We start from the raw sequence: 20,845 nt of genomic DNA on the forward strand, positions 1-20,845 counted from the left end.
GTACGAGCCGACTGTAGTCGCCCTCCCGTGCGCTCTCCGCCGCGCCTTCGGGTTCTCCCCTCAGTAGCGTGCCTCCCGGCCCTGCTGACCGAGCCGACTGTGACGGCGCCCGTACAGGAAGTACACGACGAAGCCGATCAGCATCCAGACGGCGAAGCGGAACCAGGTCTCCCCCGGCAGGTTCAACATCAGCCAGAAGGAGGCGGCGATGGAGAGGATCGGCAGCACGGGCACCCACGGGGTGCGGAAGGCCCGCGGGAGGTCGGGGCGGGTGCGACGGAGCACCATGACGCCGGCTGCGACGACGACGAAGGCGAAGAGCGTGCCGATGTTCACCAGGGTCGCGAGCTCGTTGATGCTGGTGAAGCCGGCGACGATCGCGATGATGACGCCGAGCAGGATGGTGGGCCGGTACGGGGTCTTGTACCGCGGGTGCGTGACGGAGAAGAAGCGCGGCAGCAGGCCGTCTCGGCTCATCGCGAAGAAGACGCGGGTCTGGCCGAGCAGCAGGATCAGGCAGACCGTGGTGAGGCCGACCGCGGCACCGAAGCTGATCACGCCGGCATAGAACGGGTGTCCGGCGGCTTTGAAGGCGTCCGCGAGCGGGGCGCTCACGGACAGCTCGGTGTAGTGCTGCATGCCGGTGACGACCAGGGCGACCGCCACGTAGAGCACGGTGCAGATGAGGAGCGAGCCGAGGATGCCCCGGGGCATGTCCCGCTGCGGCAGCTTGGTCTCCTCGGCGGCGGTGGCCACCACGTCGAAGCCGATGAAGGCGAAGAAGACCACGGAGGCGGCGGTGAAGATGCCCATGACGCCGAAGTTGGTGGGCTCGTAGCCGAAGATCAGTTGGACGAGGGGGGAGTTCCAGCCGTCGGTGCCGCCCTCGGGGCGCACGGCCGGCGGGATGAAGGGCTTGTAGTTGTCACCGACGATGAAGAACAGTCCGGCGACGATCACGATCATGACGACGGTCACCTTGATGGCGACGACGAGGGCGGTGATCCGGGCCGAGAGCTTCATGCCGAGGACGAGGACGGCGGTCAGTACCAGGACCAGCAGGAAGGCCAGGACGTCGAAGGTGCCGCCCGGGGCATCGGGTCCTTCCCACCACGCGGGCAGGTGCCAGCCGATGTTGTCCATCAGGGATCTGACGTAGCCGGACCAGCCGACGGCGACCACCGCCGTGCCGAGGGCGAACTCCAGGACCAGGTCCCAGCCGATGATCCAGGCGGGCAGCTCACCGATCGAGGCGTAGGCGAAGGTGTACGCCGATCCGGCCACCGGCACCGTCGAAGCGAATTCGGCGTAGCACAGGGCGGCGAGGGCGCAGACGATGCCGGCAGCGACGAAGGCGAGGGCGGTGGCCGGTCCGGCGTTCTCCTTGGCCACCTTGCCGGTGAGGACGAAGATGCCGGTGCCGATGATGACTCCGACGCCGAAGACCGTCAGGTCCCAGGCGGACAGGGACTTCTTGAGCGCGTGCTCGGGCTCTTCCGTGTCGCGGATCGACTGTTCGACCGTCTTGGTCCGGAAGACGCCGGATTTGGCGCGTGGCTGCTGGTCCGTACTCACCTTTCGTACCTCCCTGCCATGGGGCTGCCCGCCCTGTGGTCAGAATGCACGCGAAAGGGCCGGCCGGCACTCCGAAGAGTGAGCCGACCGGCCCAAGGGTGACGCCGGGTGAGGCACCCCGTCAGTCGCGGGCGGGCTCCACGGCCTGGGTGCTGCTCTCGAACCTTCCGTCGAGCCGCGAGACGAGGCCGGTGACCTGACGGGCGATGTCCGGGGCGGTCAACCCGATCTCGGCCAGGACCTCACCGCGGGAGGCGTGGTCGAGGAAGCGCGGCGGAATGCCGAAGTCCCTCAGCGGAACGTCCACGCCGGCGTCGCGCAACGCCTGGGCGACCGCGGAGCCGACACCGCCGACCCGGCTGTTGTCCTCGACGGTGACGACGACCCGGTGGCGCTCGGCGAGCGGCGCGAGGGCCTCGTCGACGGGCTTGACCCAGCGGGGGTCGACGACGGTGGTGGAGATCCCCTGCCGGTCGAGGAGGTCCGCGATCTCCAGGCACATCGGGGCGAGGGCCCCCACCGAGACCAGGAGGACGTCAGGCCGCTCGGCGCCCGCCTCCCGGAGCAGGTCCATGCCGCCGATCCGCCGCAGGGCGGGGACCGCCGGGCCGACCGCACCCTTGGAGAAGCGGACCACGGTCGGGGCGTCGGTGACCTGGACCGCCTCGCGGAGCTGGGCACGGACCTGGTCGGCGTCGCGCGGGGCGGCGAGCCGCAGGCCGGGGACGACCTGGAGGATCGACATGTCCCACATGCCGTTGTGGGAGGCGCCGTCGGTGCCGGTGATGCCGGCCCGGTCGAGGACGAAGGTGACACCGCACTTGTGCAGGGCAACGTCCATCAGGACCTGGTCGAAGGCGCGGTTGAGGAAGGTGGCGTAGACCGCGAAGACGGGGTGGAGGCCGCCGGTGGCGAGGCCGGCCGCGGAGACCGCGCCGTGCTGCTCGGCGATGCCGACGTCGAAGACCCGCTCGGGGAAGGCCTTGGCGAACTTGTCGAGGCCCACCGGCTGGAGCATGGCCGCGGTGATCGCGACGACGTCCTCGCGCTCCTTGCCGAGCGCGACCATCTCCTCGCCGAAGACGCTGGTCCAGTCGGCTCCGGAGGAGGCGATGGGCAGACCGGTGTCCGGGTGGATCTTGCCGACCGCGTGGAAGCGGTCGGCCTCGTCCTGGAGGGCGGGCTGGTAGCCGCGGCCCTTCTCGGTGAGGCAGTGGACGATCACCGGGCCGCCGAAGCGCTTGGCCCGGGTGAGCGCGGACTCCAGGGCCTCGATGTCGTGGCCGTCGATGGGGCCGACGTACTTCAGGCCGAGGTCCTCGAACATGCCCTGGGGGGCGATGAAGTCCTTGAGGCCCTTCTTGGCGCCGTGCAGGGTCTCGTAGAGCGGCTTCCCGACGACCGGGGTGCGCTCCAGGATGTCCTTGCCGCGGGCGAGGAAGCGCTCGTAGCCGTCGGTGGTGCGCAGGGTGGCCAGGTGGTTGGCGAGGCCGCCGATGGTGGGCGCGTAGGAGCGCTCGTTGTCGTTGACGACGATGACGAGCGGACGGTCCTTGGCGGCGGCGATGTTGTTCAGCGCCTCCCAGGCCATGCCGCCGGTGAGCGCGCCGTCGCCGATGACGGCGACGACGTGGTCGTCCTTCTTCAGGACCTCGTTCGCCTTGGCCAGTCCGTCGGCCCAGCCGAGGACGGTGGAGGCGTGCGAGTTCTCGATGACGTCGTGCTCGGACTCGGCCTGCGAGGGGTAGCCGGAGAGGCCGCCCTTCATCTTGAGCTTCGAGAAGTCCTGGCGCCCGGTGAGGAGCTTGTGGACGTAGCTCTGGTGGCCGGTGTCCCAGAGGACCTTGTCCTTCGGGGAGTCGAACACCCGGTGCAGGGCGATGGTCAACTCGACCACGCCGAGATTGGGACCGAGGTGACCGCCGGTCTTGGAGACGGCGTCCACGAGGAACGTCCTGATCTCGTCGGCCAGCTGGTCCAGCTGTTCCGGGGAGAGCCGGTCCAGATCTCGCGGTCCCCTGATACGGGTCAGCAGAGCCACCCGTGCCTCCTTGCTTTGAGCTGGTCGAGCTTGCCGATTTGTCGAGTCTAATGTTCCGTCTTGGATCGTGGGCATCGGGCCGGGGATGAGGGCTCACCCTCATGGTCGACGGGCCGCTGATCCACACGGCTCCGTCCGAGGTGGGGCACCGTTCCGGACGCAAGGGTGCCCGGCGCCGGTTGCACGGCGCCGGGCGGGTGTGGCGAGCGTTACGCGCGCGGGAGGGCGCTAGGCGCGGCCCGCGGTCTTCTGCGTGCGGCGGGAGACCGAGTCGATGATCACCGCGATGAGCAGGACCGCACCAGTGATCATGTACTGGATCGCGTTCGAGGACAGGTTGAGCTGGTTGAGGCCCTGGACGATCGACTGGATGACCAGGATGCCGAGGAGGGCCGACCAGACCTTGCCGCGTCCGCCGAACAGGGACGTGCCGCCGATGACCGCCGCGGCGATGCACATCATCAGCTGGTTGCCGCCGCCGAGGGAGCGGTCGGCGCCGCCGGTCGCGGAGGCGAGGAAGAGGCCGCCGATGGCGCCGAGGGTGCCGGAGACCATGAACACCGAGATCCGGATCCACGACACGTTGATGCCCGCGCGGCGGGCGGCCTCGATGCCGCCGCCGACGGCGAAGACCTGACGGCCGTAGGTGGTGCGGCGCAGGACGAAGTCGGTGATCAGCAGGATCGCCAGGAAGATCACCAGGGAGAGCGGCAGGCCCTGCTCCTGGTTGAAGCCGTAGGCGGCCACGAGGACCAGGACCGCGAGGACCGCGGTGCGCAGGACGATCTCGCTCTGCGGGCGGTGCGGCAGCTCGGCGGCCTTGCGGCGGCGGGCCTCGCGCAGCTGGGCGAGGTAGAAGGCGGCGATCACGACCACGGCGAGGCCGTACGCGGCGGCGACGTCGGAGAAGTAGTACTTGGTGAGATCGGCGACGAAGCTGCCGATCGGGGTCGGAATGGTCGACCGGGAGCCCATCACCCAGGTCTGCAGACCGGCCCAACCGAGGAAGCCGGCGAGGGTGACGACGAAGGCGGGCACGCCGATCTTGGCGAACACCATGCCGTGGAAGGCGCCGATCAGGGTGCCGGACAGGATGCCGAGGAGGATGGCGAGGGAGTCCGGCATGTCCGTGCCGAGGACCCCCCAGACCGAGCCGGCCAGACCGGCCACGGAACCGACGGCGAGGTCGATCTCGCCGAGCAGCAGGACGAAGACGATGCCGACGGCCATGATGCCGGGGCCGACCGCGTACAGCGTGATCTGGTCGAGGTTGTACGAGGTGATGAAGTTGCCGGTGAGGGCCTGGAAGACGATTCCGATGACGATCAGGCCGACGACCACGGGCAGCGAGCCGATCTCGCCGGAGCGGATCTTGCGCTTGAACTCGTCGACGTAGCCCTTGAAGCCCTGCTCCCGGACGAGGAGGCGGGGGTCGACCGCGGGGATCGCGCTCGCCGCCGCCTCCTCCGCACGGGGCTCCGGCACGGTGTCCTCGGAGGTACGGGGGGTCGTGCTCACTTCGCTACCTCCGCGTTGCGGGCCTGGCGGCGGGTCACGGCGTTGTCCGTGGCACCGGTGATCGCGGCGATGATCTCTTCGTGCGTGGTGGTGGCCACCGGGAAGGTGCCGTTGTTGCGGCCCAGGCGGAGCACGGCCACGGTGTCGGCGACGGCCTTCACATCGGCCATGTTGTGGCTGATGAGGATGACGCCGAGGCCCTGTTCGCGCAGCCGCTCGACCAGGTCGAGGACCTGCGCGGTCTGCTCGACGCCGAGCGCGGCGGTCGGCTCGTCCAGGATCACGATCTTGGGGTTGCCAACCAGGGCGCGGGCGATGGCGACGACCTGGCGCTGGCCACCGGAGAGGGCGGCGACGGGGATGCGGACGCTGGGGATGCGGATGGACAGCGTGGAGAGCAGGTCCTTGGCCCGCTTCTCCATGGCGACCTCGTCGAGGACGCCGCCCTTCTTGATCTCGCGGCCGAGGAACAGGTTGGCGACGACGTCGAGGTTGTCGCAGAGCGCGAGGTCCTGGTAGACGGTCGCGACACCGAGGTTCTGGGAGTCGTGCGGGCGCTGGATCTCGACCCGCTCGCCCTCCCACTCGATGACGCCCTCGTCGATGGGGTGCACACCGGCGATCGTCTTGACCAGCGTGGACTTTCCCGCTCCGTTGTCGCCGACGAGGGCGACGACCTCTCCTGCGTGGACTTCGAGGTCGACACCGGAGAGGACCTGGACCGCTCCGAATCGCTTGAAGATCCCGCGCAACGCCAACACGGGCGTCTGGGACACGTGAACCAACTCCTTCGCCGCCCGCGGGCGGCGGCATGTCGCGCCGCCGGTGCAGCGCCAAAGTTCGAGGGGGGGCTGGGCTCGTCCGGCCCCCGGACCGACAGCGGGGTCTGGGTCGGCCGGGGACCGGACGGGCTGGGGGGGCGGATCCCTGGGCCGTGCGCCGACCTGGGTTACCGAGGGTCTTCACCCTCTGTACGCAAGGTCGGGCGGCGCCCGCCGAGAGGGGCGACTCGCTCCGGGATCCGTGGCGCCGGGCCCGCTCGGGGCCCGGCCGGGGCGGGCCGGGTTACTTGATGCCCAGCTCGGTGCACTTGGCGGCGAGGTCCGCCGTGCAGAGGTCGGCGACCCGGTAGATGCCGTCCGCGACGACGGTGGACTGGATGTTGGCCTTGTCGACCACGACCGGCGCGAAGAGCGTGGACGGCACGCCGTCGGTCTCGCCCTGGGCGCCGAGCTCCTTGCCCTTGAGCAGGTTGACCGCGAACTTGGCGGCCTCGGGGGCCAGCTGGAGCGGCGACTTGTAGATGGTGAAGGTCTGGCTGCCGGCGATGATCCGCTGGATGCCCGCGACCTCGGCGTCCTGACCGCCGACCGGAATGCCCTTGATGCCGGCGTTCTCCAGGGAGGTGATGATGCCGCCGGCCATGCCGTCGTTCGCCGAGTAGACGGCGCCGATCTTGTCCTTGCCGACCGAGGAGATGGCGGCGGACATCTTCTCGCCCGCGACCTTCGGGTCCCACTCACCGGAGGCCTCGTAGGCGATCTTGCCGACCTTGCCGTCCAGGGCGCTGTGGGCGCCCTTCTTGAAGAGGCCGGCGTTCGGGTCCTTCTCGTCGCCGTTGATCATCACCACGTTGGCGGTGGCGGCCTTCGCGCCGAGCGCGGCCAGCAGGGCCTGGCCCTGGAGCTCGCCGACCTTGTTGTTGTCGTGGCTGACGTAGGCGTCGGCGCCCTCGACGGCACGGTCGTACGCGATGACCTTGACGCCCTTGGCCTTCGCGTCCTTGACCCAGCCGGCTGCCTTGGCCGCGTCCACCGGGTCGAGGGCGATGACCCTGACGCCGTCGGCGATGAGCTGGTCGAACTGCTGCTTCTGCTTCACGACGTCGGAGACGGCGTTGTTGTAGACGACCTCGCAGTCGTCACAGGCGTCCATGACGGCGCTCTCGAACTGCGGCTTGTCCAGGGCTTCGTAGCGCGAGGTCTTGTTCTCCGGCAGGAGCAGACCGATCTTCGTCGAGCTGCCCTTGTCTTCGCTGTCGCCGCCGCCGGCCTGGCCGCAGGCGGCGAGCGAGAGGGCCATCGAGACCGCGGCCGTGGCTATGACGGCGCGACGCGTCACTGCGTTCATGTGGGGTTGCCTCCCTGACGAGGCCGCGACGTTGCGGCCGAGGTGGCACGAAGTCAACTCGGCTGCAACGTTGACGTCAAGAAGTAAATTCTTAACGAGATGACAACGACGGTGTTCGTTATCTAAGTGAAGGCAAGACGCGAGCTGGGCGCGGTCGCGGGCAATGCACTCTCCAACAGGGTCGAATCGCCCATTTCGCTCAGCACGAGGGCCAGTGCGCCGAGCACCTCGGCGCGCCCGCCCAGCGCCCCCGGGGCGAGGGAGAGCTGCCTGGCCGCACTGGGGATCGCATAGCGGGCGACGGAGTCCCTGATGGGCGTGAGGACCAGCTCTCCGGCCTCGGCGAGGTCGCCGCCGAGCACCACCCGACTGGGGTTGAGGAGGTTGCAGAGGTTGGCGACGCCGCTGCCGATGTGGCGCCCGACGTCGGCGATCACCCGACGGCAGCCGGGATCGCCCTCCCGGGCCAGTTGGACGACCCTCTCCATGGTCAGGTCGGTGCCGTGGCTGGGCTGCAGCAGCGGGAGCACGTACCGTGCGGCGGTGAAGGTCTCCAGGCAGCCGCGGTTGCCGCAGCGGCAGACGGGGCCGGACTCGTCGAGGGTGATGTGCCCGATCTCGCCGGCGGTGCCGCCGGGGCCCCGGTAGACCCGTCCGTCGATGACGAGACCGGCGCCGACGCCGCTGGCCACCTTGATGTACGCCAGGTCCTTCACTCCCCGGCCGCCGCCCCAGACGAGCTCGCCGAGCGCGCCGAGGTTGGCGTCGTTGTCGACGTGCACGGGCACTCCGAGCCGGCCGGAGAGCTCGTCGGCGGGGTTGATGCCGCTCCAGCCCGGCAGGATGGAGGTCGAACCGAGGGTCCCGGAGGAGACGTCGATGGGGCCGGGGACGCCGAGCCCGACCCCGATCACCTTGTCCGGGCCGATCCCGGTGGCCTTGATCAGCCGCTTGACCAGCTGCTCCGCCCGGTCGAAGCCCTCGGCCGCGGAGGCGTCCACGTCGAGCGGCTCGGCCTCCTCGGCGAGCACCTGGTGGGCCAGGTTGCCGACGGCGACGCGGAGGTGGGTGTGGCCGAAGTCCACGCCGATCACGATGCCGGCGTCGCCGGAGAGCGAGACGCTGCGGGCCCGGCGGCCCCCCGCGGAGGTGGGCGTGACCTCGACGGTGCCGCCGTCCTTCAACTCCCGCACGATGTTGGAGACCGTGGCGGCGGAGAGGCCCGTCGTCCTGGCGATCTCCGCTTGCGTGAGCGAGCCCGCCATGCGCACCGCCCGGACGACCCGTTCGAGATTGGCCCTGTGCAGAGACGTCTGCGAACCCGGAGTCTCCATCGACTCACTCACTCCCACCGTTTTCTCCAACATGTGAACTCTAAGGGGACGCTTTCGGCTTGGTTCCCGTCAAGACCTTGATTGGCGCACGGCGAGTGTCACACGGCGCGACGGGCCCCCGGCGCGCCGTGCGCCGGGGGCCCGTCGGGGACCTGCGGAAGGGGCCGGTCGGGCCCCGGGAGTCACTTCACGGCACCGGCGGTCAGACCGGCCACCACCTGTCGCTGGAAGATGATGTACGCGGCGAGGACCGGGAGCATCGCCATCACCAGTCCGGCGAAGAGTCCGGACCAGTCGCCCTTGTACCCCTGGCTGACGGCCAGCTGGACGAGGCCCTGGGAGAGCACCTTCTTCTCCGGCTCGGTGTTGAGCACGGTCGGCAGCAGGTACTGGTTCCACTGGCCGAGGAAGTTGAAGATGCCGACGCTGATGAGGCCCGGCCTGGCCATCGGCAGCATCACCTGGAAGAAGGTCCGGGTGTGCGAGGCGCCGTCCACGAAGGCGGCCTCCGCCACCGAGGTCGGCAGGGTGCGGAAGAAGGCGGTGAGGAAGAAGACCGTGAACGGCAGCGAGTACGCGATGTAGACCAGGATCAGGCCGTGCAGCGTGTTGAGCAGGGCCATGTTCTGGAGCACGTAGAAGAGCGGCACGAGCGCCAGGATGATCGGGAAGCTCATCCCTCCGATGAAGAGGAAGTAGATGAAGCGGTTCCCGGGGAACTCGAAGCGGGCGAGGACGTACGCCGCCATCGAGCCGAAGAGCAGCGTGCCGATGAGCGAGCCGCCGACCACCAGGACGGTGTTCAGGAAGTAGTCGCTCATGTGCGCTTCGGTCCAGGCGCGCGACCAGTTCTCGAAGTGCAGCTTGTCGGGCAGCGCCCAGGGCGAGGTGAAGATCGCCCGGTCGGTCTTGAAGGAGGTCATGACCGCCCAGAGCAGCGGCATGACCACCATGATCGCCCAGATGATCAGGACGCCGTGGGAGAAGACGTTGAGGGTCGCGCCCTCGGCCTTGGCGGTCCTGCGCGGGGCGGGCGCCACCGTCTTGGTGACCACGGGTCCGGATCCGGCCGGGGAGCCGGGGGCCCCGACGCCGGGGGTGGCAGTGTCGGTCGTCTTCATCAGAACTCCAGCCGCTCGCGCCGGCCCAGCTTCATCACGACCGCGGCGAAGGCCAGCGTGACGAGGAGGAGCGCGACGCCGATGGTCGTTGCGTAGGCGGCCTGGCCGTCCCGGAATGCCTTCTGGTACACGTACAGCGGCATGACGATGGTGGAGTAGTCGGGCCCGCCGCCGTTGGGGCCGACGGTCATGATCTGCACGACGGCGAAGGATTCCGCGCCGAGGGCGAGGATGCCCATGTAGATCCAGCCGGACTGCACGGTGTCCCAGAGCAGCGGCAGGGTGATCTTGAAGAAGGTGGTGAAGCGGTTGGCGCCGTCGAGCAGGGCCGCCTCGTAGAAGTCCCTCGGAATGGACGCCATTCCGGCGGAGAAGAGGACGACGAAGAATCCGACGGTGGACCAGACGAGCACCAGCATCACGCAGATGAGGGCGAGGTCCGGATCACCGAGCCAGTCCGGTTGCACGCTGCCGAGACCGATGCCCTTCAATACGGAATTGATGGCTCCGCTGTTCGGGTTGTACGCGAACTGGAAGAGCAGCGCGACGATCGCGATCGACAGCACCTGCGGGAAGAAGTAGACGATCTTGTAGAAGGAGGAACCGCGCACGCCCGCGATCGCCGCACCCCTGCGGCGCCGACCGCCGACATTGAGCATGAAGGCGAAGAAAAGCGCCAACCCGACCGTCACCAGCGGCAGCACCACGGCGAAGGTCAGACTGTGCTGGAGCGATTTCCAGAAGATCTCGTCGTCCAGCATCCTGCTGTAGTTGTCGAATCCAACCATCCGGAATTCGGGGCTCAGGCCGGTCCAGTCCGTGAACGAGTAGTAGATGGACTGGATGAACGGCCAGATGACGAACAGCGCGTAGAGCGCCAGGGGGGCCGCCAGGAACCCCACGATGAAACGGTATTTGCCGTGTTGCATTCCTACCGACCCCGATCTTCCCGCGGAGAGGCGCCGCTGGTGCCACGCGCTGCTGATGCCGCGCGCAAAGGGCCGGGGCCCGCTCCCGGTCGGCGGGAAGGGGCCCCGGCACCGCTCACTGGTGCTTGTAGTGCTTGATGCTCGAGTCCTTGGCCGCTTCATCGGCGTACTTCTGGATCTTCTTGATCGTCTCGGCAGGGGTAGCACGGCCGGCCATCATCTCGCCGAGGCCGGCGACGCCGATCTTCTCCTTCTGGAGGGCGACGTACCAGTCCTGGAGGCGCGGGTTGACGACGTTCTGGCCCGCCTTGTCCAGCGCGGCGACGCCGGACTTGAGGCCCGGGGTCAGGTCGATGCCGTCGGTGCCGCCGTTGAGGGCGGTCAGGGACTTCACCGACTGCGTGAAGTTCTTGGAGGAGGCCTCACTGAGCATGATGCGCAGCTGCTCCAGGCCGCCCTCCGGGTTCTTCGCCTTCGCCGGGACGATGAAGGGCTCGCCGCCGGAGGCCCAGATGGTGCCGAAGGGCATCTTGTCCGAGGAGTCGATGCCGGTCGGGCCGGAGACCGCCAGGTCGAAGTCGGCCGGCATGGTCTTCGCGGCCTCGTTCTCGACCCAGGAGCCGTTCGGGATGAAGAGCGCCTTGCCCTCGGTCCAGGCGGTCTGCGACTGGATGTGGTCGAGGCCCGGGGTGCCCTTGAGGATGTAGCCCTTGCGGTACAGCTCGTAGTACGCCTCGAAGCAGGCCTTGACCGCGGGGTGCTCCCAGGCCTTCGGCTCCAGGTTGTCGATGGCGTCCAGGACCTCCCGGCCGCCGACCTTGCCGATCATCGGGTAGAGCGAGAAGGGGATGTAGTACGGGTGCTTGCCGGCGTACGTCCAGCCGGCGATGCCCCTCTTCTTGGCCTTCTCGCAGACGGCCAGCATCTCGTCCCAGGTCTCGGGGTACTGCGCGTCGAGGGAGTCGAGGAGCTTCTGGGAGTACCACACGCCGTAGACCGTGTAGGCGTAGTACATGATCCACACCGGGTCGCCGTCGAACTGGCCCATCTCGACGATGCCGGGCCGCAGGGTGTCGCGGACCTTCTTGCTCGGGTCGTCGATGGAGGGGGCGTCCAGGAGCGGGGTGAGGTCGGTCAGCTGCTTCTGACCGACCAGGACGCCCATGTCCATCTGCTCGGCACCGGAGTTGTCGATGAGGTCCGGCGGGGTGCCGCCGTTGAAGCGCGGCTGCAGGGTGGTGGTGATCTTCTGGGTGGGAGTGAACTTGACCTGGGCCTTGGGGTAATTCGCCTCGTAGACCTTGATCGCGTCCTTGGCGTACTCCTGTCCGAATCCGCCGTCGAAAAGGACGAAATCGAGCGGTGCCGACTCGTTCACCCCGAGCGGGTTCTTGTCGGACTTCGTCCCCTTGTCGACCTTTTCATTGCCACTGCCACCGCTACTGGCGCAGGCGGACAGGAAGCCCATCGTCGGTACGGAGATCAGACCGATAGCGGCCGAGCGCTTGATCAGATCGCGACGGCCGAGGCCCTCACCGTTGTGTGCGGAGGTGGATCCCATGCTCAAGTCCTCGCCTTCATTTCAGGACTCAGGCGGTGTACCGGTCGCCCGTATCTCGCTCGCCACAGGCGAAGGGCCCCGCCACCGCGGTTAATTGCAGCCGGGTCGTGCACGCGTCGGGCCGTCGTCGGATTGCTCCGACTGGCTGGACGCCGACAGGTATAGTCCACTTCCCTTCGCCTGAGCAAGATCGAAAGCAGGTTTCTCCGGCCATCTTTCCCGAGTTGAGACCTCCGGGATAAGCAGGCGGTATCTGCGGCGTTTCGTCCAACCATCCACGGCGTTCCCCCCTTGACACGACATCAGGGGCCCCCTCCGACTCGGGAGTCACCCCGCGGGCGGGGGGAGAGGCACAGGAGGAGAGGGGCGAAGGGGGTGAACGGTTGATGGGGGAACACATGATCCACAAAGGGTTCATGACCGGCGTGCGGGACGGCCAGGCACCATCCTGCGTACCGGGCCCTCGGGCGTGCGCCGAGGGCCGGGGCGTTCGCGGGCCGGCTTGAGGCCGCGCCCCGGGGAACGTCGCCGCACCCGACGGCAGGGGGTGCTCGGTTTGCCGAACGCCCCACGACGGGGACGTTCGGGCCGGCAGGCCGTGCCGGACGGGCGTGAGCGAGGGTCCGGTCCCGGAGGTGGGACCGTGCGGAGGTGGAGCTTTCCGAGCCGTTCAACGCCCTTTCCCTTCGGCCCGCCCCCGCGGATCCGGGGTCATGGCGACCGTCGGCGCGGATCCGTGTGATGGTCGACGGCGTGGACGTCGTGGAGACGATCCCCCCGACGGCGATTCGAGCCTCTTGCACGAGATGCCGATCGGCCCGCCCGAAACGTGGCCGCTGCGAGCGGGGGATGAACCGCGGCGGGTCGAGCCGTCGAGCAACGACTGCGTCACCGATTGCTGCGGGGGCGTCTTCGTGACCATCCGGCGGCATGGTGGTCTGGTGGTGTGGACGGGGGAGAACACCCATGACATCCGGGTGCCACTGCCACCGGACTGCCATGTCGACGCCGACCGGTACGAGCCGGTGCTTCGCCCCCTCCCCAGGGGCGAGGACCTTCGCCGAGGGCGGCAGCAGCATCTCGTCGACCCCGGTCGGACAGTGCTGCCGCACGGGCCGGAGCGCCGCCCGCCCACTGCCTCGGGCCCGAACCGCACGGGCGCGCCGCCCCTGCCGCACATCGCGTCCACGGCGGGAGGCGTCGCCCCGGCGGGCGCCGTCACGTCCTGCGCGGGGAAAGGCGAAGGCCCCACTCCTCTTGCGAGGAGCGGGGCCCTTTTCGCCTACCGGACGGCGTGCTGGTGTCAGCCGCGGATCAGGTTGCGCAGCACGTACTGCATGATGCCGCCGTTGCGGTAGTAGTCCGCCTCACCAGGGGTGTCGATGCGGACGACCGCGTCGAACTCCACACCGGTGTCGGTGGTGACCTTGACCGTGCTCGGCGTGGTGCCCTCGTTCAGCTCGGTGATGCCCGTGATGGAGAAGGTCTCCTCACCGGTCAGGCCGAGCGAGTCGGCCGACTGGCCGGCCGGGAACTGGAGCGGCAGGACGCCCATGCCGATGAGGTTCGAGCGGTGGATGCGCTCGTACGACTCGGTGATGACGGCCTTGACGCCGAGGAGCGCGGTGCCCTTGGCGGCCCAGTCGCGGGAGGAGCCGGAGCCGTACTCCTTGCCGCCCAGGATGACCAGCGGGGTGCCGGCGGCCTGGTAGTTCTGCGAGGCGTCGTAGATGAACGACACCGGCGCGTCGGCCTGGGTGAAGTCGCGGGTGTAGCCGCCCTCGGTGCCCGGCGCGATCTGGTTGCGCAGGCGGATGTTGGCGAAGGTGCCGCGGATCATGACCTCGTGGTTGCCACGGCGCGAACCGTAGGAGTTGAAGTCACGACGCTCCACACCGTGCTCGGTGAGGTACTTGCCGGCCGGGGTGTCGGCCTTGATGGCACCGGCCGGGGAGATGTGGTCGGTGGTGACCGAGTCGCCCAGCTTGGCCAGGACGCGGGCGCCGGCGATGTCGGCGACCGGGGTGGTCTCCATCGTCATGCCCTCGAAGTACGGGGGCTTGCGCACGTAGGTGGACTCGGCGTCCCACTCGAAGGTGTTGCCGGTCGGGATCGGCAGCGCCTGCCACTGGGCGTCGCCCGCGAAGACGTCCTGGTAGGACTTGCTGAACATGTCCTCGCCGATGGCGTTGGCGACGACGTCGTTGACCTCGGCCTCGGTCGGCCAGATGTCGGCCAGGTGGACCGGCTTGCCGTCCTGGTCGACGCCGAGGGCGTCCTTGGTGATGTCCACCTTCATGGAACCCGCGAGGGCGTACGCGACGACCAGCGGCGGGGAGGCCAGGTAGTTCATCTTGACGTCGGGGTTGATGCGACCCTCGAAGTTGCGGTTGCCCGAGAGCACCGAGGTCACGGCCAGGTCGTGCTCGTTGACGGCCTTGGAGACCTCCTCCGGCAGTGGGCCGGAGTTGCCGATGCAGGTGGTGCAGCCGTAGCCGACGAGGTTGAAGCCGACCTTGTCGAGGTACGGGGTGAGGCCCGCCTTGTCGAAGTAGTCGGTGACGACCTTCGAGCCCGGGGCGAGGGTGGTCTTGACCCACGGCTTGCGGGTCAGGCCCTTCTCCACGGCCTTCTTCGCGACGAGCGCGGCGGCGACCATCACGTACGGGTTCGACGTGTTGGTGCAGGAGGTGATCGCGGCGACGGTGACGGCGCCGTGGTCGATCGTGTAGGTGGTGCCGTCGGGGGCGGTCACCTCGACCGGGTTCGACGGGACGCCGTCGCTGACGGCCGGGGAGTCGGAGGCCGGGAAGGACTCCTCGCCCGCCTCGTCGGCGGTGGCGACGTAGTTGCGGACGTCCTGGGCGAACTGGGCGGCGGCGTTCGCGAGGACGATGCGGTCCTGCGGGCGCTTCGGGCCGGCGATCGACGGGACGACCGTGGAGAGGTCGAGCTCCAGCTTCTCGGAGAAGTCGGGCTCGGCGGCCGGGTCGAGCCAGAGGCCCTGCTCCTTGGCGTACGCCTCGACGAGCGCGACCTGCTGCTCGGAGCGGCCGGTCAGCTTGAGGTAGTTCAGGGTCTCGCCGTCGATCGGGAAGACCGCGGCGGTGGAGCCGAACTCCGGCGACATGTTGCCGATGGTGGCGCGGTTCGCGAGGGAGGTGGCGGCGACGCCCTCACCGTAGAACTCGACGAACTTGCCGACGACGCCGTGCTTGCGGAGCATCTCGGTGATGGTCAGCACCAGGTCGGTGGCGGTGGTGCCGGGGGTGAGCTCACCGGTCAGCTTGAAGCCGACGACGCGCGGGATGAGCATGGAGACCGGCTGGCCGAGCATCGCGGCCTCGGCCTCGATGCCGCCGACGCCCCAGCCCAGCACACCGAGGCCGTTGACCATGGTGGTGTGCGAGTCGGTGCCGACCAGGGTGTCGGGGTAGGCCTGGCCGTTGCGGACCATGACCGTGCGGGCCAGGTGCTCGATGTTCACCTGGTGGACGATGCCGGTGCCGGGCGGGACGACCTTGAAGTCGTCGAAGGCGGTCTGGCCCCAGCGCAGGAACTGGTAGCGCTCGCGGTTGCGGCCGTACTCCAGCTCGACGTTCTGCGCGAAGGCGTCGTTGGTGCCGAACTTGTCGGCGATGACGGAGTGGTCGATGACCATCTCGGCCGGGGACAGCGGGTTGATCTTCGCCGGGTCACCGCCGAGGGCCGCGACGGCCTCGCGCATGGTGGCGAGGTCGACGACACACGGAACACCGGTGAAGTCCTGCATGATCACGCGGGCGGGCGTGAACTGGATCTCCTGGCTCGGCTGAGCCTGCGAGTCCCAGTTGCCGAGGGCCCGGATGTGGTCGGCGGTGATGTTCGCGCCGTCCTCGGTGCGGAGCAGGTTCTCCAGGAGGACCTTCAGGCTGTAAGGGAGGCGCGCGGAGCCCTCGACCTTGTCCAGCTTGAAGATCTCGTACGACTCGTCGCCCACGCGCAGCGTGCTGCGGGCGTCGAAGCTGTTCGCCGACACGACAGTCTCCTTCATATATGTGCGCGTTCCATCACATCCTGCCGCCACGTACACGTCGTCGATCCGCTAAGGTAAGGCTAAGTTAGGTAACCCTTACCGGGGTGGCGGCAGCGGTGCGCCTCGGCAGATATCTCGATGTCGAGATAACTCTAGTACATCACCGCCGCGCGGTCATGCCTGGCATGCTGCCAACCTCCCCGCCCGATCGGGTCGCCACGCCCGCCGGCCCGGGTCGCACGGGCCACGAGCCCCGACGACCCCCGTCACGGACGCGATCGCACCGGGCGGCGCCGGGGAGGGAGAACAGAGGGCGGGGAGGGGCAGAGGGGCAGGGAGGGAACAGAGGGGCGGGGAGGGAACAGGGGACCGGGGCGCCGGACCCCACGGGCCGGAAGCCCCTTCCGGACGGAGGAACGCCCCCTCCCCGAAGGGCTCCGGATCGAGCATCCGACGCCGGCCACCCTGCGCCCCACCCCGTACGGACGCGGCCCGATTGCCCGGACGGGCTCCGCGACCGACGATCGACCCATGTTCAGTGGCGCGCACGTGGTCCTCTACACCCGGGACGCGGAGGCCGACCGGGCCTTCCTCAAGGACGTCGTCGGCTTCCCCTACGTGGACGCCGGGGACGGCTGGCTCGTCTTCCGACTACCCCCCTCCGAGATCGCCGTGCATCCGACGCAGGAGGAGCCGAAGGACGAGGTCTACCTCATGTGCGACGACATCGCGGAGACCCTGAAGACGCTGGAGGACCGGGGCGCGGAGATCTCACGGGCCATCACCGACCAGGGCTGGGGGCTGCTCGCCGCCGTTCGACTGCCGAGCGGCACCGAACTCCCCCTCTACGAGCCGAGTCACCCGACTGCCCACGGCGACTCACCCTGATGCCTCACCCCCCTGGCGAATCACATCTCATATCTGAGATAACGTGACGCCATGGCAGACGACTACCTCGTACGCATCGGCAAGCTCATCCGTGACGCCCGGCAGCACCGTGGCTGGACGCAGACGCAGCTCGCCGACGCACTGGCCACGAGCCAGAGCGCCGTCAACCGGATCGAGCGCGGCAATCAGAACATCAGCCTTGAGATGATCGCCCGGATCGGCGAAGCCCTCGACAGCGAGATCGTGTCCCTCGGCTACGCCGGCCCCATGCACCTCCGGGTCGTCGGCCGCCGTCGGCTCTCCGGCTCCATCGACGTCAAGACCAGCAAGAACGCCTGTGTCGCGCTGCTCTGCGCCTCCCTCCTCAACAAGGGCCGCACGGTCCTGCGCCGCGTCGCCCGGATCGAGGAGGTCTTCCGACTCCTGGAAGTCCTGAACTCCATCGGCGTCCGGACCCGTTGGGTCAACGACGGCGTGGACCTGGAGATCGTCCCGCCGGCCGAGCTCGACATGGAGGCCATCGACGCCGAGGCCGCCATCCGCACCCGCTCGATCATCATGTTCCTCGGCCCGCTGCTGCACCGCATGGACCGCTTCAAGCTGCCGTACGCCGGCGGTTGCGACCTCGGCACCCGGACGATCGAACCGCACATGATCGCGCTGCGCCGCTTCGGCCTGGAGGTCACGGCCACCGAGGGCATCTACCACGCCCAGGTCGAGCGCTCCGTCTCCCCCAACCGCCCGATCGTCCTGACCGAGCGCGGGGACACGGTCACCGAGAACGCCCTGCTCGCCGCCGCCCGGCACGACGGCGTGACCGTCATCCGCAACGCCTCCTCCAACTACATGGTCCAGGACCTCTGCTTCTTCCTGGAGGCGCTCGGCGTCCGGGTCGAGGGCATCGGCACCACCACCCTGACCGTGCACGGCGTGCCGCAGATCGACGTGGACGTCGACTACTCCCCCTCCGAGGACCCGGTCGAGGCGATGAGCCTGCTCGCCGCCGCGGTCGTCACCGAGTCGGAGCTGACGATCCGACGGGTCCCCATCGAGTTCATGGAGATCGAGCTCGCGGTCCTGGAGGAGATGGGCCTGGACCACGACCGCTCGGCGGAGTACCCGGCGGACAACGGGCGCACCCGACTGGTCGACCTGACGGTCCGTCCCTCCAAGCTGGAGGCGCCGATCGACAAGATCCACCCGATGCCGTTCCCCGGCCTCAACATCGACAACGTCCCCTTCTTCGCGGCCATCGCGGCCACCGCCCAGGGCAAGACCCTCATCCACGACTGGGTCTACGACAACCGCGCCATCTACCTCACCGACCTCAACCGCCTCGGCGGCCGCCTCCAACTCCTGGACCCCCACCGCGTCCTGGTGGAGGGCCCCACCCGCTGGCGCGCCGCCGAGATGATGTGCCCGCCGGCCCTCCGCCCCGCGGTGGTCGTCCTGCTGGCCATGATGGCCGCCGAGGGCACCTCCGTCCTCCGCAACGTCTACGTCATCAACCGGGGGTACGAGGACCTCGCGGAGCGCCTCAACTCGATCGGCGCGCAGATCGAGATCTTCCGGGACATCTGACGTGAAGACGCCACCGTGCCTTGTCTGACCTGCCCTTGAGCAGGCCGGGGAGGGGTGCGGTGGCACCCGTGGGGCTCCTCCGGGACTTCGGCCGGTGGGCTCCTGCGGGTTGCTTTCCGCACCGGTCGCCTTCGCGGTCGGGGCCACGCGAAAATCGCGTCGATGGCGCCGCCGCCCCGTGCGCCCGCACGAGGCAGGAAGTGGGAGTGCTTCCGCAGGGCGAACCCAGGGGCAAAGTGCCCTGGCCAGCACGCGAGGGAGGCGACCGGTTCCCCGGCCTCCAGCCCGTACGAGGAGGCGTTCGGCGTCGCCTTCGAGGCCGCCGGGGTCCCGACACGTTCTGGAGTGACCCCGAAATCCCGCCCCCCGGACACTGGTTGTTCCGTCATCCGGGGGAAGCGGTCCCAGGCGGCAAAGCGGAAGGACTCCCCCGGAGAGTTCAAGCGTGACGCGGTGGCCCCGGTGCGTCCCTCACCGGACCGTTCCCTCAGCGACATCGCCCACGGCCTGGCATCCGTCTGAAGGCCCTGCGCAAGTGGGTCCGCGACGACCGGACCCACAACCAGGCGGCGGACGGCGGGGGGTGACGTCGGCATGACCCCCCGCCGAGAAAGAAGAGCTCAGACGCCTGCGGCGGGAGAACGGCCGGTGGGAGACGCTCGGACGGGCCAAGCCCTTCATCGCGCGGGGTACCGTCACCCGGACGGTCATGTGGACGCGTGGTGACATCCTTGGGTCCTCGAAGACATCCGGAGGTGGGGGACGATGACGAGCCGTCGACGCAGTCGACCCGGCAGGGCGGCCGGGACCACCCCGGCCGTACGGGCCGCGGCGACCGCGCTCACCGTGCTGCTCACCGCGTCCTGCGGCGCCACCAAGGCCGCCGACGGTGCCGGGGCGGAGCCCGGGGCCGGCAGGGCGTCGAGCGCAGAGCCGGCGGGCACGTGCGAGCTGAGCGGTTCGACGGAGCAGATCACCGCGCGTTTCTCCGTGCTGGGCAAAGTCGTGAGCACCCAGTGGTGCGCCATCGACCTCACCCAGGACTCGGGACGCGTCCCGGGGCCGAGCGACATTCGTCTGGTGGGCTACTTCGACACCACGGCCGCGGACATGAAGGCGCTCGTCAGCCGGACCGACTGGACGTTCACCCGGGCTCCGCTGCCGCTGACGGAACTGCCCGCGCCCGTCGTGCAGGCGGCCGGTGCGACCTCGTCATCCACGTCCGTCTGGGTGACCAGCGCCGAGCTGGAGAAGACCGTGACGCGTGAGGTCTACCCCGGGTCCTTCTACGTCGAGGAGAAGGCGAACCGCATCGTCTTCGACACGGTCAATCCCGTGAGGGCCGACGCGAAGGTCGAGTACTACTGATACGGCTGGTGCGGCATGTGCCGAACAGCGCGTCGCCCCTACGGATCCGTCCGGCGGGGCGACGCGTGGTGGGGGCATGGCGTCGGACGCAGGCGTCGCCGAAGACCTGGCCGAACGGCGAGGTCGCCGTGCCGGACGCCGTGGACCGCGTACCCGTTGGCGGCAGGGCCGCTAGTAGGGCTTGGTGATGTTGGCTGTGGCTGAGCGTTTCCTTCTGGCCGGGTGTTGCATTGGGAGAGTATGACTCCGGACGAGATCGCTTCTGTACATGGCGAGTTGGAGGACTTCGCGACAGAGGCCTTCGAACCGTTCGCGAGGAACGACCGGCGTCGGTGGGGGCAGGTCTGTCCGAGGGGCCTGCTCACGGACGGGCAGCGCAAGTCAGTCGAGCCGATGGCCGCCCGCGAGGACGAGCTGGCGCCCGAGCTGCGGCGGGCGCATGCCGAGCGCCTGGGCACGGTGGCGGCGCACCTGGTCCGCGTGGTGGAGCAGGCCGCCGCGGTGGGCTTCGCCGACGAGGTGTTCGCCGAAGGGTCGGTGCGCGAGGCGCACCAGGCGTACGAACTGTGGGCGCGGTGCCTGGAGGAGCGCAGACGAGACCTCGGCCAGCCCCCGTACCAGTGACTCAAGAGGTGTTCGGGCCCCGGCTTCGGGGAACCACCGGCGGCCTTGTGGTGTCCGGGGCGTGGCGGCGGGTCCGCCGGCACCCCCCCGGGCGGTGGGGGCGCGGGGTTGCACGAAACTCATGCCCCCGGGGCCCGCGGGCCCGCCGGCCCGCCCCGGG

Annotated in this window: 14 protein-coding genes; 4 read left to right on the forward strand and 10 right to left on the reverse strand. The window is 69.1% G+C overall.

The window, feature by feature from the left end; translation table 11 throughout:
* Window positions 1-60 precede the first annotated feature (60 nt).
* From ACFW22_RS15130 to acnA, 10 genes are all read right to left on the reverse strand, one after another.
* Window positions 61-1,575 (reverse strand): amino acid permease, encoded by a 1,515-nt coding sequence (locus ACFW22_RS15130; protein WP_386403510.1) that lies wholly within the window; start codon window positions 1,573-1,575, stop codon window positions 61-63.
* Window positions 1,576-1,696: 121 nt separating this feature from the next.
* Entirely contained in the window at window positions 1,697-3,616 is a 1,920-nt protein-coding gene (gene dxs / locus ACFW22_RS15135; RefSeq protein ID WP_386403513.1) for a 1-deoxy-D-xylulose-5-phosphate synthase, read from the reverse strand.
* 228 nt (window positions 3,617-3,844) lie between these two features.
* The gene (locus ACFW22_RS15140; protein ID WP_386403516.1) at window positions 3,845-5,134 is read right to left on the reverse strand and encodes a sugar ABC transporter permease; all 1,290 of its coding nucleotides are present in this window, start codon (window positions 5,132-5,134) and stop codon (window positions 3,845-3,847) included.
* Window positions 5,131-5,919, reverse strand: a complete 789-nt coding sequence (locus tag ACFW22_RS15145) for an ATP-binding cassette domain-containing protein (protein ID WP_167352215.1) — start codon at window positions 5,917-5,919, stop codon at window positions 5,131-5,133. The genes ACFW22_RS15140 and ACFW22_RS15145 overlap by 4 nt, the downstream gene beginning before the upstream one ends.
* Before the next feature lie 280 nt (window positions 5,920-6,199).
* Window positions 6,200-7,264, reverse strand: a complete 1,065-nt coding sequence (locus ACFW22_RS15150) for a substrate-binding domain-containing protein (protein WP_386403519.1) — start codon at window positions 7,262-7,264, stop codon at window positions 6,200-6,202.
* Between the two features lie 122 nt (window positions 7,265-7,386).
* On the reverse strand, window positions 7,387-8,598 hold the full coding sequence (locus ACFW22_RS15155) for an ROK family protein (RefSeq protein ID WP_386403549.1): 1,212 nt from the start codon (window positions 8,596-8,598) through the stop codon (window positions 7,387-7,389).
* Window positions 8,599-8,780: 182 nt separating this feature from the next.
* Entirely contained in the window at window positions 8,781-9,719 is a 939-nt protein-coding gene (locus tag ACFW22_RS15160) for a carbohydrate ABC transporter permease (RefSeq protein ID WP_386403522.1), read from the reverse strand.
* Window positions 9,719-10,648, reverse strand: coding sequence for a carbohydrate ABC transporter permease (locus ACFW22_RS15165; RefSeq protein WP_386403525.1), 930 nt, complete (start codon window positions 10,646-10,648; stop codon window positions 9,719-9,721). Before ACFW22_RS15165 ends, ACFW22_RS15160 begins: the two co-directional genes overlap by 1 nt.
* Before the next feature lie 115 nt (window positions 10,649-10,763).
* Complete coding sequence (gene ngcE, locus ACFW22_RS15170; protein WP_386403528.1) at window positions 10,764-12,209, reverse strand: N-acetylglucosamine/diacetylchitobiose ABC transporter substrate-binding protein; 1,446 nt, start codon at window positions 12,207-12,209, stop codon at window positions 10,764-10,766.
* Between the two features lie 1,303 nt (window positions 12,210-13,512).
* On the reverse strand, window positions 13,513-16,227 hold the full coding sequence (acnA, locus tag ACFW22_RS15175) for an aconitate hydratase AcnA (RefSeq protein WP_386403531.1): 2,715 nt from the start codon (window positions 16,225-16,227) through the stop codon (window positions 13,513-13,515).
* A gap of 528 nt (window positions 16,228-16,755) precedes the next feature.
* Between acnA and ACFW22_RS15180 the strand changes: the two genes are divergently transcribed.
* From ACFW22_RS15180 to ACFW22_RS15195, 4 genes are all read left to right on the forward strand, one after another.
* Window positions 16,756-17,112: a VOC family protein gene (locus ACFW22_RS15180; protein WP_384885267.1), complete on the forward strand. Its 357-nt coding sequence runs from the start codon at window positions 16,756-16,758 to the stop codon at window positions 17,110-17,112.
* Between the two features lie 51 nt (window positions 17,113-17,163).
* On the forward strand, window positions 17,164-18,693 hold the full coding sequence (locus ACFW22_RS15185) for a helix-turn-helix domain-containing protein (protein WP_386403535.1): 1,530 nt from the start codon (window positions 17,164-17,166) through the stop codon (window positions 18,691-18,693).
* A 765-nt stretch (window positions 18,694-19,458) separates the two neighbouring features.
* A complete protein-coding gene (locus tag ACFW22_RS15190; RefSeq protein ID WP_386403537.1) occupies window positions 19,459-20,061 on the forward strand; it encodes a hypothetical protein in 603 nt (200 codons plus the stop codon).
* 240 nt (window positions 20,062-20,301) lie between these two features.
* Window positions 20,302-20,685, forward strand: coding sequence for a transposase (locus ACFW22_RS15195; RefSeq protein WP_386403539.1), 384 nt, complete (start codon window positions 20,302-20,304; stop codon window positions 20,683-20,685).
* Window positions 20,686-20,845 lie beyond the last annotated feature (160 nt).

This window comes from Streptomyces sp. NPDC058872 (assembly GCF_042743065.1).
Classification (GTDB): domain Bacteria; phylum Actinomycetota; class Actinomycetes; order Streptomycetales; family Streptomycetaceae; genus Streptomyces.

Excerpts from the sequence above, each read along its gene's own strand:
- ACFW22_RS15195 (WP_386403539.1), top strand. The coding sequence starts at position 20,302 with ATGACTCCGGACGAGATCGCTTCTGTACATGGCGAGTTGGAGGACTTC.
- ACFW22_RS15160 (WP_386403522.1), bottom strand. The coding sequence starts at position 9,719 with ATGAAGACGACCGACACTGCCACCCCCGGCGTCGGGGCCCCCGGCTCC.
- ACFW22_RS15165 (WP_386403525.1), bottom strand. The coding sequence starts at position 10,648 with ATGCAACACGGCAAATACCGTTTCATCGTGGGGTTCCTGGCGGCCCCC.
- ACFW22_RS15155 (WP_386403549.1), bottom strand. The coding sequence starts at position 8,598 with ATGGAGACTCCGGGTTCGCAGACGTCTCTGCACAGGGCCAATCTCGAA.
- ACFW22_RS15185 (WP_386403535.1), top strand. The coding sequence starts at position 17,164 with ATGGCAGACGACTACCTCGTACGCATCGGCAAGCTCATCCGTGACGCC.
- ACFW22_RS15150 (WP_386403519.1), bottom strand. The coding sequence starts at position 7,264 with ATGAACGCAGTGACGCGTCGCGCCGTCATAGCCACGGCCGCGGTCTCG.
- ACFW22_RS15180 (WP_384885267.1), top strand. The coding sequence starts at position 16,756 with ATGTTCAGTGGCGCGCACGTGGTCCTCTACACCCGGGACGCGGAGGCC.
- ngcE (WP_386403528.1), bottom strand. The coding sequence starts at position 12,209 with ATGGGATCCACCTCCGCACACAACGGTGAGGGCCTCGGCCGTCGCGAT.
- ACFW22_RS15190 (WP_386403537.1), top strand. The coding sequence starts at position 19,459 with ATGACGAGCCGTCGACGCAGTCGACCCGGCAGGGCGGCCGGGACCACC.